The sequence below is a fragment of the Kitasatospora sp. A2-31 genome, assembly GCF_022288725.1.
Classification (GTDB): Bacteria; Actinomycetota; Actinomycetes; order Streptomycetales; family Streptomycetaceae; genus Kitasatospora.
Window position 1 is genome coordinate 470,114 of the sequence record NZ_JAKNTA010000006.1, and the last position, 13,758, is coordinate 483,871.

Annotated in this window: 11 protein-coding genes; 2 read left to right on the forward strand and 9 right to left on the reverse strand. The window is 71.2% G+C overall.

The window, feature by feature from the left end; genetic code table 11:
• Window positions 1–86: 86 nt before the first annotated feature.
• From MCM47_RS20090 to MCM47_RS20130, 9 genes are all read right to left on the reverse strand, one after another.
• Window positions 87–1,427 carry a hypothetical protein gene (locus tag MCM47_RS20090; protein ID WP_238862995.1) on the reverse strand — a complete coding sequence of 447 codons (1,341 nt, stop codon included), beginning with the start codon at window positions 1,425–1,427 and terminating at the stop codon, window positions 87–89.
• 124 nt (window positions 1,428–1,551) lie between these two features.
• Window positions 1,552–3,630: a hypothetical protein gene (locus MCM47_RS20095; protein ID WP_238862996.1), complete on the reverse strand. Its 2,079-nt coding sequence runs from the start codon at window positions 3,628–3,630 to the stop codon at window positions 1,552–1,554.
• Between the two features lie 152 nt (window positions 3,631–3,782).
• Window positions 3,783–4,268 (reverse strand): GtrA family protein, encoded by a 486-nt coding sequence (locus MCM47_RS20100; protein WP_238862997.1) that lies wholly within the window; start codon window positions 4,266–4,268, stop codon window positions 3,783–3,785.
• Window positions 4,268–5,224 carry a glycosyltransferase family 2 protein gene (locus MCM47_RS20105; RefSeq protein ID WP_238862998.1) on the reverse strand — a complete coding sequence of 319 codons (957 nt, stop codon included), beginning with the start codon at window positions 5,222–5,224 and terminating at the stop codon, window positions 4,268–4,270. Before MCM47_RS20105 ends, MCM47_RS20100 begins: the two co-directional genes overlap by 1 nt.
• Window positions 5,225–5,394: 170 nt before the next feature.
• Entirely contained in the window at window positions 5,395–6,588 is a 1,194-nt protein-coding gene (gene tuf / locus MCM47_RS20110) for an elongation factor Tu (protein ID WP_238862999.1), read from the reverse strand.
• A gap of 234 nt (window positions 6,589–6,822) precedes the next feature.
• Entirely contained in the window at window positions 6,823–8,928 is a 2,106-nt protein-coding gene (gene fusA / locus MCM47_RS20115) for an elongation factor G (protein WP_238863000.1), read from the reverse strand.
• Between the two features lie 39 nt (window positions 8,929–8,967).
• The gene (rpsG, locus tag MCM47_RS20120; protein WP_030055803.1) at window positions 8,968–9,438 is read right to left on the reverse strand and encodes a 30S ribosomal protein S7; all 471 of its coding nucleotides are present in this window, start codon (window positions 9,436–9,438) and stop codon (window positions 8,968–8,970) included.
• 2 nt (window positions 9,439–9,440) lie between these two features.
• Complete coding sequence (gene rpsL, locus MCM47_RS20125) at window positions 9,441–9,812, reverse strand: 30S ribosomal protein S12 (RefSeq protein WP_014144289.1); 372 nt, start codon at window positions 9,810–9,812, stop codon at window positions 9,441–9,443.
• Window positions 9,813–10,256: 444 nt separating this feature from the next.
• Window positions 10,257–10,829 (reverse strand): DUF1707 and DUF4190 domain-containing protein, encoded by a 573-nt coding sequence (locus MCM47_RS20130; protein WP_238863001.1) that lies wholly within the window; start codon window positions 10,827–10,829, stop codon window positions 10,257–10,259.
• Between the two features lie 335 nt (window positions 10,830–11,164).
• Here MCM47_RS20130 and MCM47_RS20135 point away from each other — a divergent pair, with 335 nt between their 5' ends.
• Together MCM47_RS20135 and MCM47_RS20140 are read left to right on the forward strand one after the other, a co-directional pair.
• The gene (locus MCM47_RS20135) at window positions 11,165–12,487 is read left to right on the forward strand and encodes a DUF2786 domain-containing protein (protein ID WP_238863002.1); all 1,323 of its coding nucleotides are present in this window, start codon (window positions 11,165–11,167) and stop codon (window positions 12,485–12,487) included.
• Window positions 12,488–12,616: 129 nt separating this feature from the next.
• Window positions 12,617–13,717: an ADP-ribosylglycohydrolase family protein gene (locus tag MCM47_RS20140; protein WP_238863003.1), complete on the forward strand. Its 1,101-nt coding sequence runs from the start codon at window positions 12,617–12,619 to the stop codon at window positions 13,715–13,717.
• Window positions 13,718–13,758 lie beyond the last annotated feature (41 nt).

Here is a 13,758-nt window from a genome sequence, read left to right on the forward strand (position 1 = left end):
ATCGGCACGCCGGGGCGTGCCTGGGTCGGTCTGTCGTCGGTGCTGCTCATGGGCGTCGTCGGCCAGTCACAGTGGGGTCCTCACCGTCACGGGGTGTGCAGCGGCTCGGTCGCCCGGTCCCCGTCCGGGCGCGGGCGGGCGTGGCCGGACGGGCGGGGACGGGAGGGCATGGCGCGGTACAGGGCCCACAGCATCAGCACGGCGCTGACCGCCGCACCGGCCAGGTAGGCGAGCTCGGCGCGCAGGCCGACGGCACCGGGGGCGCACGCGACGGCCACCAATGCTACGGAACCCGCGCCCCAGCCCACCAACTGGAGGCGGTGCTGCGAGCGCGACATCAGGGCCTGGCCGAAGACGGTGGCCAGGACGTAGCAGAGCGTCCCGAGGACCAGCCAGGTGAAGTCGAGCGGGCCGAGCAGGTCCTTGGCGTTGAAGAGCAGCGGGTTGAGCCAGGCGCCGAGCGCGATGACCGGCAGACCGCCGCCGATGCACATCGCCGCGACCACCGCGGTGGTCCGGGTCAGCACCTTGCGGAACTCGCCGTGGTCCCCCGCCGCGGCCGCGCCGGAGAGCGCCGAGACCATCGAGGCCTGGAGGGCGCTGTAGGCGAAGAGCGGCACCCGGGCCATCACCACCGCCTGGCCGAGCGCGAACACCAGCGCGTCGGAGGCCTCCGAGTGCTTGGGGGCGAGCAGGCGGACGCAGACCACGGTGGCGTTGACCACCAGCTGGGAGAGCATCACCGAGGCGATCAGCAGGCCCAGGCCGCCGGTGAGCTCCTTCCAGGCCACCTCGGGGCCGGGTGCCCGGTCGGCCAGGATTCCGCGCAGGCCGATCAGGGCCGCCGCGACCGGGGCCACCACCAGGATCAGGCCGAAGGCCAGGGCGGAGTGTAGACCGACCACGGCGGTCAGCGCGGCCAGGCCGATCCGCAGGGCGCCGTCGACGGCCAGCTGGGTGCCGTACGGGCCGAACAGGCCGAGGCCGGCCAGGGCGCCGCGGGAGACGGAGCTCACCGCGAGGCCGGCCAGGCCGCCGGCGAGCGCCAGCACGAGCGAGGTGTCGCCACTGAAGAGCAGGTCGGCGATCGGGCGCGCGGCCGCGGCCAGGACGCCGCAGGCGCCGGCCAGGATCGCCAGCGCGAGCAGCAGCATCCGCCGGACGGCGGGCAGTGCGCCGGCACCGGCCACCTTGCGGGCGGCCACCAGCCTGGTCAGCTCCAGCTCGACCGGCTGGAACAGGCCCCAGCCGACCGACATGACGATGGTCCAGAGCATCGTCACCCGGGCGGCCCCGGCGGTGCCGAGGCTGTAGCCGACGAGCGCCATGTAGACGTACGCCGAGGCACCGAGCACGACCGTGCCACCGACCACGAGCCGGGCCCCCGGGGGGAGAATCCCGAGCAGCTTGGCGATCGGGTTCTTCATCACATGATCACCGAGTTCACCGGCCGACCTGGGCTCCCGTCTCCGCACGCGGTCGGCCCCCTCCGTGCGATTGCTGTGAATAGTAGCGGGTCACCGTGAATGCTCGGTGACCCTCCCGGGGCCGTCAGCCACCGGGGAAGGTCCGCTTCCACGGTTCGGTCCAGAGGTTCTGAGGATCGCTCAGCACCGTCGCCTTGACGCCCTGGGCGGCCAGGTCGTGCCTGATCCGGTCGCCCACGGAGCGGTCGGCGGTCACGATCGTCGGCGGGGCGGGCAGCTTGGCGATGAACTCCTTCAGCTTGCCGACCGACTTGCGGTAGTCCTCCTCCTTGGGGGACGGACCGCCGATGCCGATGTGGGGGTGCATGTCGTACAGCGCGGCCATGTCGCCGCCGCGCCGGTTGAGCAGCGCGGCGAGCCAGGTCGCCTTGAGGTTCTTGTAGTCGTCGTTCGCCACCAGGAAGACGACCGGGCCGGTCACCCCGGGGAGCTGCAGCGCCTCGGCGCCCTTGGGGCCCATGTCGCTGCGCCACTCGCCGCGGCCCCAGGCCACCAGCGGGTTGGCGTACCAGTCGGCGCGCTTGTCCTCGGTGCTGAGGAAGCCCCACTGGACGCCCGCGAAGAGGCTGAGCGCGGTGGCGACGGTCAGGACGGAGACGACCAGCTCGCCGGCGCGCCGTGGCAGCGTCCGGGCGCTCCCCCGGTACTGGCCCTGCAGGACGACGCCGACCGCACCGAGCGAGACCAGGCTCACCACGACGCCGACGCCGGTCATCTTGTGGAAGTAGTAGGAGTACCGCTGGATGGTGTGCAGCTGGTACAGCGCGAAGGCGCTCAGCAGCGCGCCGGTGCCGAGGAGCACCGCCAGGTGCGCCTGGCCGGTGGCCGTGCGGCGGTTGCGCGGCATCACCGCGGCCAGCAGGCCCAGCAGCCCGCCGCCGATCAGCACCGAGTTGTCGGCGCTGACGGAGGGGCCGTTCATGTTGGAGGCGCTGGCGACGTCCAGGTCGCCCATCAGCGAGAGGGCGCTCGGGAGTGCGGCGACACCGAGCGTCACCACCAGGGCGGCGAGCACCCAGGGCCAGCGGCCGGCGAACTTGCGGCGGTGCACGACGAGCGCGCCGAACAGCGCGACCCCGGCGAACGCGCCGTAGATGTTGTAGGCGTAGGTGACCGTGATCATGCCGGCGGCGCCGGCCAGCAGGAACTCGCCCACCCCCATGGCGGGGCGGACGGCGACCGCCAGCGTCAGGGTCACGAAGAAGAGCCCGATGAAGGTCGAGTCGAAGCCGTGGGCGAGCAGGTCCAGGTAGTTGGTCGCCAGCATGACCGCGCCGACGGTCGCGCAGACGGCGGTGCACCGCCAGCCGCGCAGCCGCGGCCCGCCGATCCAGCGGGCGGCCCAGACCAGCCCGCCGCAGAACAGCGCGTAGCAGACCAGCAGGTACAGGAAGTAGCGGTTGACCGTGTAGACCATCGCGCCGGGGTCGGCGGAGGAGTGGACCAGCGCGTCCACCCAGGCCAGCAGGAAGTGCGAGCCCTGCGGGTAGGTCACCTCGGACGGCGGGATCAGGTACGCCTTGGCCGCCTCCTGGTGGAGGAAGTTGAAGCCGCCGACGCCCTGGATGCCGGAGAAGAAGGAGAAGTGGGCGAGCCGGTCCTCGGAGGTGGCGAACAGCGCGACGCGCTCGGCCGCCGTCTCCCCCATCAGCGGGTGGAGGAGGTAGCGGCCCACCACCGCGACGGTGCCCAGGACGAGGAGGTCCGAGCCACGGAAGCGCAGCGGCAGCCGCGGGCGCCGGTGCGCGAGCCAGCCGCCCACCGAGATCAGGGTGAACATCACCCCGGTGGTCGGCACCGGGGCGAGGCCCCACGGCCAGAGCGAGTACACCAGGCCCAGGGTGAGCACCGAGCCGGCCACGATCAGGCCGGCGATCACCAGGCGGTCCAGCAGCACGCCGCCGGTGCGGATCACGACGGCGACCGCGAGGACGAGCAGCGGCAGGAGCAGGACGCCCAGGTGCACCGCCACCAGCCCGGCCGGTACCAGCCAGGACAGCAGCAGGGCCAGGGCCAGGTGGAGCGGGTTGCGCCGGGGCGGCCGGGCCCCGCTCCGGCCTCCGGGCCCGACGGGTCCGGCCGGCTCGGCCGGCTGCGATCGGCTCCGAGCTCCTCTGGTCAGCTCGGACTGTGCGGTCGACACGCGGAGTGCCCCTTCGGTCGGATCTCCGCCATCGCCCCCCTCTGGGCCGGGCGGGCCTCCCGTCCACCGAAACGACACAACAGCGCACGGGTAGGCTACAAAGGGCAATCATATAGACAGCCTGCGTCCCCGAACGATCGCGGGGCGCGCCGTCAACTGTCGGACAACCCGGACGGCTTGCTCCGGAAGACCCAGACCTTCAGCAACAGGAACCGGGCCACCGTGGCGAGCCCGTTCGCGGCCACCAGACCGGCGACCTCCACCACCCGGGACGCGTCCGGGACGGCGAGGTCGAGCAGGGCGAGCGCCCCGGCGCTGAGGCCGAGACCGATCACGAAGGCCACCGCACCCTGGAGCTGATGACGAATCATCCCCTCCGAGCCGGTGACTCCGAAGGTGAAACGCCGATTGGCGGCCGTGTTGGCGACCGCGCTGACGGCGAGGGCGATCAGGTTGGCGGCCTGCGGACCGGTGAACCAGCGCGCGACGACGAACAGCAGCAGGTAGAACAGCGTGCTGAGGACGCCGATGACCAGGAACGACGGGAGCTGACGCCGGGTCGAGCCGCTCGCCGGCGAGGCGGCGGGTGCGGGCGCGCTCGGCGGGGTGGGAGGCGTCGGGCCGCCGGCGGACGCCATCAGGCCCGGCCCTGCGACTCGTCGTCGGCGGAGTCGTAGCCGACGAAGTAGGCCGGCCGGGCCTGGACGGCCGAGTAGATCCGGCCGACGTACTCCCCGAGCAGGCCGACGCAGACCAGCTGGACGGCACCGATGAAGAGCATGCCTATGAACAGCGACGACCAGCCCGGCACGGTCGAGCCGAGCGCGTACTCGACGGTGGTGTAGACCGCCAGGCCGATGCAGACCAGGAAGCTCAGCAGGCCCAGCCAGGTGGCCAGCCGCAGCGGGCTGGCGGAGAAGTTGGTGATGCTGTCGAGGGCGAGCCGGACCATCTTGGACAGTGGGTAGTGGGTGCTGCCGGCCACCCGCTCCTCCCGCACGTAGACGACCTCACCGCTCGGGAAGCCCAGCCACGGCACGAGCATCCGGTAGACCGGCTGCTGCTCGGGCAGCGCCTTCAGCGCGTCCACCGCGGCCCGGCTGAGCAGCCGGAAGTCGCCGGCGTGGTTGGGCATCCGCTTGCCGACCAGCTTGCGCATCAGCCAGTAGTACGCGCCGGCCGTGTGGCGCTTGAAGAAGGTGTCGGTGCCGCGGTCCCCGCGGACGCCGTAGACGATGTCGAGGCTCTGCTCGCGGGCGAGCGAGAGCATCTCGGGGATCTTCTCGGGCGGGTCCTGCAGGTCGGCGTCGATGGAGACCACGTAGTCGCCGAAGGCCCGGTGGATGCCTGCGGTCAGCGCCGCCTGGTGCCCGGAGTTGCGCGCGAAGCGCACGATGCGGAACTCGGGCCAGTCCTGCCGGATCTTCTGCATCAGCACCGGCGTGGCGTCGGTGCTGCCGTCGTCGACGCCGACGACCTCATAGGTGACGTCGAGCCCGTCCAGGATCGGTCGCAGTCGCTCGACCGTCAGCGGCAGCGCTTCCTGCTCGTTGTAGATCGGCATCACGATCGACAACTGGGGAGCCGTGGGCATGAGCTGGTCCCGCTTTCCGCTGCTGGGGCTTGGTTTCGGCAAAGATAGCAGCCGCCTCTGAGCGGTCCGTGAAGGCTGATGAGGCGCTGGTGAGAAGGCCGAAGGGCCCCGCACACCGGGGTGTGCGGGGCCCTTCGGATGCCTGTGGAGCAGGCAGGTCAGATCGTCGATTACTTGATGATCTTGGTGACCTGGCCGGCGCCGACGGTGCGGCCACCCTCACGGATGGCGAACTTCAGGCCCTCCTCCATGGCGATCGGCTGGATCAGCACGACCGACATGGCGGTGTTGTCGCCCGGCATGACCATCTCGGTGCCCTCGGGGAGGGTCACGACGCCGGTCACGTCCGTGGTACGGAAGTAGAACTGCGGGCGGTAGTTGTTGAAGAACGGGGTGTGGCGGCCACCCTCGTCCTTCGACAGGATGTAGGCCTGGGCCTCGAACTCGGTGTGCGGGGTGACCGAGCCCGGCTTGATGATGACCTGGCCGCGCTCGACGTCCTCGCGCTTGATGCCACGGAGCAGCAGACCGACGTTCTCACCGGCCTGGCCCTCGTCGAGCAGCTTGCGGAACATCTCGATGCCGGTGACCGTGGTGGTGGTCTTGGCTTCCTTGATGCCGATGATGTCGACGGTCTCGTTGACCTTCAGGATGCCGCGCTCGATACGACCGGTGACGACGGTGCCACGACCGGTGATCGTGAAGACGTCCTCGATCGGCATCAGGAACGGCTGGTCCACGGCGCGGGCCGGGGTCGGGATGTTCTCGTCGACCGCGTGCATCAGGCCGAGGAGCTTCTCGCCCCACTCCTTGTCGCCCTCCAGCGCCTTCAGCGCGGAGACGCGGACGACCGGCAGGTCGTCGCCCGGGAACTCGTACTCGGAGAGGAGCTCACGGACCTCGAGCTCGACGAGCTCCAGGATCTCCTCGTCGTCCACCATGTCGGCCTTGTTCAGGGCGACGACGATGTAGGGGACGCCGACCTGGCGGGCCAGGAGGACGTGCTCCTTGGTCTGCGGCATCGGGCCGTCGGTGGCGGCGACGACGAGGATCGCACCGTCCATCTGGGCCGCACCGGTGATCATGTTCTTGATGTAGTCCGCGTGACCCGGGCAGTCAACGTGGGCGTAGTGACGCGCCTCGGTCTGGTACTCGACGTGCGCGATCGAGATGGTGATACCGCGCTGCCGCTCCTCCGGCGCCTTGTCGATCTGGTCGAACGGCGTGAAGGGGTTGATCTCCGGGTACGCGTCGTGCAGCACCTTGGTGATGGCCGCGGTAAGGGTCGTCTTACCGTGGTCGATGTGACCGATGGTGCCGATGTTGACGTGGGGCTTCGTCCGCTCGAACTTCGCCTTCGCCACTGCAGTCCTCCTGAGGACAGTTCTGTACGCCGTGCTGACGTCAGTTGGTCTTTGATCGGGTTGGGTACGGGGTGCCGGAGCACCCCATGCCGTCCCGCGGGTGGGGGCCGGAGGCCCCCGGGAGAATCCGGCTGGATCCTCCCGGGTTGTCTCCTAATAGCCTAAGGGTTCGCAATCGTCCCGAATGTCGGGACGTACTGCGGCCTCGGATAAGGGGCCGGCTGGCGCCGGTCCTTACTCGCCCTTGGCCTTGGCGATGATGTCGTCCGCCACGTTCCGCGGAACCTCGGCGTACGAGTCGAACTGCATCGAGTAGCTCGCGCGACCGGAGGTCTTGCTGCGCAGGTCACCGACGTAGCCGAACATCTCGGAGAGGGGCACCAGCGCCGTGACGACGCGGGCACCGTGACGCTCGTCCATGGACCGGATCTGGCCACGGCGAGAGTTGATGTCGCCGATCACGTCGCCCATGTAGTCCTCGGGCGTGGTGACCTCGACGGCCATCATCGGCTCAAGAAGGACCGGCTTGGCCTTCTTGGCGCCTTCCTTGAAGGCCATCGAACCGGCGATCTTGAACGCGAGCTCGGAGGAGTCGACGTCGTGCGCCGCACCGTCGAGCAGCTTCACGCGGACGCCCTGGAGCGGGTAACCGGCGAGGACACCGAACTCCATGGCCTCCTGGCAGCCGGCGTCGACCGACGGGATGTACTCCCGCGGCACACGACCACCGGTGACCAGGTTGACGAACTCGTAGCCCTCGGTCTGCTCGAGCGGCTCGATCGCGATCTGCACCTTGGCGAACTGACCGGAACCACCGGTCTGCTTCTTGTGGGTGTAGTCGATGCGCTCGACGGCCTGGCGGATCGTCTCGCGGTACGCGACCTGCGGCTTGCCGACGTTGGCCTCGACCTTGAACTCACGGCGCATACGGTCGACGAGCACCTCGAGGTGCAGCTCGCCCATACCCGCGATGATGGTCTGGCCGGTCTCCTCGTCCGTGTTGACCTGGAAGGACGGGTCCTCCTCGGCGAGACGCTGGATGGCGACACCCAGCTTCTCCTGGTCACCCTTGGACTTGGGCTCGATCGCGACGCGGATGACCGGGGCCGGGAAGTCCATGGACTCCAGGATGACCGGGTTCTTCTCGTCGGACAGCGTCTCACCGGTGGTGGTCTGCTTCAGGCCCATGACGGCGATGATGTCGCCGGCGCCCACCGACTCGATCTCCTCACGCTTGTTCGCGTGCATGCGGTAGATCTTGCCGATGCGCTCCTTCTTGCCCTTGACGGCGTTCAGCACCGAGGTGCCGGACTCCAGGCGGCCCGAGTAGACCCGGACGAAGGTGAGCTTGCCGAGGTGCGGGTCCGACATGATCTTGAACGCGAGCGCGGCGAGCGGCTCGTCGTCCGAGGCCTTGCGGGAGATCTTGACGGTGTCGTCGCCCGGCTTGGTGCCCTCGATGGACTCGATGTCCAGCGGGGACGGCAGGTACTTGACGACGGCGTCGAGCAGGGGCTGAACGCCCTTGTTCTTGAACGCGGTGCCGCAGAAGATCGGGGTGAAGTCCGAGTTCAGCGTGCCCTTGCGGATCGCGTCCTGCAGCAGCTCGACCGGGATCTCCTCGCCCTCGAGGGCGAGCTCCATGATCTCGTCGCTGACGTTGGACACGGTGTCGATCAGCTGCTCGCGGTACTCCGCGGCCTGCTCCTGCAGGTCGGCCGGGATGTCGACGATGTCGTACATCTCGCCCTTGGCGGCCTCGGCGGACCAGACCAGCGCCTTCATGCGGACCAGGTCGACAACGCCCTGGAAGTCCGACTCGGCACCGATCGGCAGCTGCATGACCAGCGGGGTCGCGCCGAGGCGGTCCACGATGGTCTTGACGCAGAAGAAGAAGTTCGCGCCCGTGCGGTCCAGCTTGTTGATGAAGCAGATGCGCGGGACGCCGTAGCGGTCAGCCTGCCGCCACACGGTCTCGGACTGGGGCTCGACACCCGCGACACCGTCGAACACCGTCACGGCACCGTCGAGCACGCGCAGCGAACGCTCCACCTCGACGGTGAAGTCGACGTGGCCCGGGGTGTCGATGATGTTGATGGTGTTGTCGACGCCGTCGACCGTCCAGTGACAGGTCGTCGCGGCCGACGTGATCGTGATGCCGCGCTCCTGCTCCTGCTCCATCCAGTCCATGGTGGCAGCGCCATCGTGGACCTCACCGATCTTGTACGAGACACCGGTGTAGAACAGGATCCGCTCGGTGGTGGTGGTCTTGCCCGCGTCGATGTGGGCCATGATCCCAATGTTGCGGACCCTGGCCAGGTCAAGGGAGGTTGCAGCCATGGTGGCTCGTTCTCTCTCTGTCTAGTGACGGGGTACGGACTACCAGCGGTAGTGCGCGAAGGCCTTGTTGGACTCGGCCATCTTGTGGGTGTCCTCGCGACGCTTCACGGAAGCGCCCAGGCCGTTGCTGGCGTCGAGGATCTCGTTCATCAGGCGCTCGGTCATGGTCTTCTCGCGACGGGCGCGGGAGTAACCGACCATCCAGCGCAGCGCCAGGGTGCTGGCACGGCCCGGGCGGACCTCGACCGGAACCTGGTAGGTCGCGCCACCGACACGGCGGGACTTGACCTCGAGGGCCGGCTTGACGTTCTCCAGCGCGCGCTTCAGCGTCACGACCGGGTCGGAGCCGGTCTTCTCACGGACGCCCTCGAGGGCGCCGTAGACGATCCGCTCGGCGGTGGAGCGCTTGCCGTGCAGCAGGATCTTGTTGACCAGCTGGGTGACGACCGGGGAGCCGTAAACCGGGTCGATGATGACCGGGCGCTTCGGGGCGGGGCCCTTACGAGGCATTCTTACTTCTCCTTCTTGGCGCCGTAGCGGCTGCGGGCCTGCTTGCGGTTCTTGACACCCTGGGTGTCGAGCGAACCGCGGATGATCTTGTAGCGGACACCAGGAAGGTCCTTCACACGACCACCGCGCACCAGCACGATGGAGTGCTCCTGCAGGTTGTGGCCCTCGCCCGGGATGTAAGCGGTGACCTCGATCCCGCTGGTGAGGCGCACACGGGCGACCTTGCGGAGAGCCGAGTTCGGCTTCTTCGGGGTGGTCGTGTACACACGCGTGCAGACCCCACGGCGCTGCGGGGAGCCCTTCAGCGCGGGAGTCTTGTTCTTCTCGACCTTGTCCTGCCGGCCCTTTCGGACCAGCTGCTGGATCGTAGGCACCGTTTCTCCGTTTTCTGTGTGCCAAGGCTTGGTGGAACTAACCTGCGGTGTTCCCGTCGCACACGGCCCCGTGGTCGACCCACGCGGTCGGGTGTGTTGGGTTTATTCCGGCACGGAATCCCATGGGCTGCTGTACAGCGACGGCGCTCACGCGCGGCGCGCCGAAAGGCGCTCCGGCTTGGCGCGGCGACCGGTGTGCATGCACGCACAAGGACCCGGGGACACCCCAGGCACAAGGTCAGAGCGTACCTAGCGCATCGGGCGCGGTCAAAACAAATGGAACGCCGCAGGTCGCGGCCGTCGGCCGGGTGTCGCGCGGGTGTCCCGCGCGCGGCCGCCCGGTGTCGGGCCACTCCTGATGCCGCTCTATCACACCTCGACGCCGACCGCCACCGGAGGCGCCCCGAATGGGTCGGAGGACGCCCGGGCCGGCCGGCGCCGGACTCAGCCGACCGAGAGCACCACCAGCATGAAGAGGCTCCACATCACGCACTCCAGGTAACCGAGGACCAGACCCACGGTGGCCATCGCGTCGCCGTCCTCGTTGCGCTCACGGATCTGGCCCTTGGCGATGTGGCCGGCGATCACCGCCGGCAGCCCCAGTCCGACCAGGCTGAGCACCAGCGAGGCGATCGCGGCGCCGTTGGTCGGCCGCGACGGCGGCGGCGGGGGCGGCAGGAAGGTCTGCGGCACCGGCGCGCCCGCCATCGTCATCGGCGTGACCATCGGGCCGGACGGCAGGTCGGCGACCAGCCGGGCGAGCTCGCCGTAGGTCTGCGCCGAGCTCGCGGCCTCGAAGCGCTGACCGTACTCGTCGGCGGAGAGCCGCCCCTCGGCGTACGCGGCCTTCAGCACGTCCACCGTGCGGTCCCGGTCCGTGTGCGCGGCCCGCATGGCCGCCTGCGGCACCTGCGGCGCCTGCACGGGCTGCCACGGCTGGGGGTACGGCTTGACCGGCACGTGCGGCGGCGGCGCCCCGTACCCGGAGCCCTGCTCGCCCCACGGCTGAACGGCCATCCGACACCTCCGACGCCCCGGCGCGCTCCGCGCGCTCACTGCCCTTCATAGTGCAGGACGAACCGGGGCCCTGAGTAGTTGCCACTTTGCGCGGCCGGCTGCGAGCCGGTCCCGCGCCCCGCCCTTCGGACCGCCGGCCCCCGCTGTCCGGCCCCCCGCCCCGCCTTCCCGGCGCCGCCTTCCCGGCACCGTATCGACGCGCCGCCGGGGCCGAGGCGGGCACCGGGAGCCCGGCACGGGCGGCCGCTCCCGGTCGCGGGGCCGGGCGCTCCGGCATCATGGGCGGGAGGCTGTCCTGACCGCAGGGCGGGACGAGCGACGAGGGCAGGCACACCGTGGGCAGGCGCAGGCAGCAGGGTCAGGCCGGGGCGGACGGGGGCGCGGCACCGCTGCTGGACCGGGCGGTCCGGGCGGTGCTGACCGCGCCCGAGGACGGGCTGGACCTCGCCCTGGACACCGGCGCCTCGCTGCTGGCCGCCGTCCCGGCCCAGTGGCCGGCGGTGAGCCGGGCGCTGCTCGGGTACGCGGACACCGCGGTGGGGCGCTGCTGGTCGGCGGGCTGGCGGCCGGCCGACCTGGCCCGGGTGGTCCGGCGGGAGCTGAAGCCGGTGCACCTGGCGCTGGCGGTGGACCTGATCGCCGCCGAGGGCCGGCGCCACCCGGCGGCCGCCCTGGACCGGCGCTGGCTGGAGCAGCTGCGCGAGCTGGAGGCCGAGGTCTGGTGGCAGGGCGACGAGGCGTACCTGGCCGCCTTCGCCCACCGCCACCGGGTGGACCGCTTCGCGCTGGCGACGGCGGCGCTGGAGCTGCTGCGGACGTGGGGCCGGCTGCCCCCGATCGCGCCGGTCGGCCCGGCCCCCGGGCCCGGCGGCCGGGCCGCGGGCGTTCCCCGGGCGGAACAGCGGGCGCAGGGGCCGGTGCCGGGTGAGCCGCGGATGCTCTCCCGGATCCGGGCGCTGCTGGCGAAGGCGGAGTCCACCGAGTACCCGGAGGAGGCCGAGGCGCTGACCGCCAAGGCCCAGCAGCTGATGGCGCAGCACAGCATCGACGACGCGCTGCTGGCGGCCGGCGGCCCCGACCGGAACGCCCCGGGGGCGCTGCGGATCGGCGTGGACAACCCGTACGAGGGCCCGAAGACGATGCTGCTGGACGCGGTGGCCGCGGCCAACCGGTGCCGGGTGGTCTGGGCGAAGGAGTTCGGCTTCTGCACGGTCGTCGGCTTCGACGGCGACCTGGACGGGGTCGAGCTGCTCTACACGTCGCTACTGGTGCAGATGACGCACGCGATGCAGAAGGCGGGCTCCCGTCAGCACCTGGACGGCGCCTCCCGCACCAAGGCGTTCCGGCAGTCCTTCCTGGTGGCGTACGCGGCGCGGATCCGCGAGCGGCTGACCGCGGCGACCGAGCGGGTCACCGAGGGCGCGGCGACCGGGCGGCACCTGCGCGAGGACGGCACCGAGGAGCACCTGGCGCCGGACGAGCGGCTGCTGCCCGCGCTGGCGGCCCGCACCGAGGCGGTGGACCAGGAGGTGGGGCGGATGTTCCCGAAGCTGGTCTCGCAGCGCGTCCGGGTGAGCGACGGCGAGGGCTGGGTGGCGGGCCGTGCGGCGGCCGACCGGGCCGCCCTGCACGGCCGGGCCGGGGAGATCCGCCGCTAGGGCCTCCCCTTTCGGATCTTGTCGCCCGCCCGCAGGTCCGGAAGGGAGTCCCCGGCCCGGCCGGGACGCCCCGGTGGCCGCGGGCCGGCCTGATAGAACGGACTCCGGGACGAACGAGGGGGAGCGACGGTGACCGAGCCCAAATACCCGGACCGGGTGCGCGGCGCGCTGCTCGGCGGCGCGGTCGGCGACGCCCTGGGCTGGCCGGTGGAGTTCCAGCAGCTGCACCAGATCCGCGGGCAGTACGGCCAGGCCGGTGTGACCGGGCTGCCGTCGGGCGGCCGGATCGCCGAGGTCACCGACGACACCCAGATGACGCTGTTCACCGCCGAGGGCCTGATCCGCGGCTTCGTCCGCGGTTGGTCGGGCGGCGGCGGCTCGGTGCCGGAGGCCGTGCACGGCGCCTACCGGCGCTGGCTGCTGACGCAGAACCAGGGCGCGCCGGACCGCCACCCGCTCCCCCGACCGTTCGACGGCTGGCTGCTGCGGCAGCCGTTCCTGTACGCGCGGCGGGCGCCGGGCAACGCCTGCCTGACCGGGGTGTCCTACCACCCGGAGTTCGAGGCGCCGGCGCCGTTCGGGCAGCCCGGGCCGATCAACGCGCACTCCAAGGGGTGCGGCACGGTGATGCGCTCGGCACCGTTCGGGCTGGCCCGGCTGGGTGCCGAGCAGTCCTTCGGGCTGGCGGCGCAGTGCGCGCAGCTGACCCACGGGCACCCGACCGGCTACCTGGCGGCGGGCGCGTTCGCGTCGCTGGTGGAGCGGCTGGCGGACGGGGTGGAGCCGTGGACGGCGGTCGGACTGACCGTCGAGCAGACCCGGGACTGGCCGGCCTCCAAGGAGACCGTCCAGGCGCTGGCGAGGGCCGTCCGGGTGGCTGAGGAGGCCGAGCCGTCGGCGGAGGCGGTGGAGCGGGTCGGGCTCGGCTGGATCGCCGAGGAGTGCCTGGCCGTCGCGGTGTACTGCCTGCTGGCCACCGCCTCGGAGCCGGACCCGGCGAGGAGCGCGCTGTTGCTGTCGGTGAACCACTCCGGGGACAGCGACTCCACCGGTGCGGTCTGCGGCAACCTGGTGGGCGCGGCGTACGGCGCCGACGCGCTGCCGAGGGCCTGGACCGACGCGGTGGAGGGCAACGAGACGCTGCTGCGGGTCGCGGACGACCTGCTGGTGCTGTTCGGCAGCCGGGAGCCGGCCCACCCGGCGCTCGGCGACCGCTACCCGGCCTGGTAGCGGCCCGGCCGGCACCGGGCGCGGGCCGCCGCGTTCCCGGC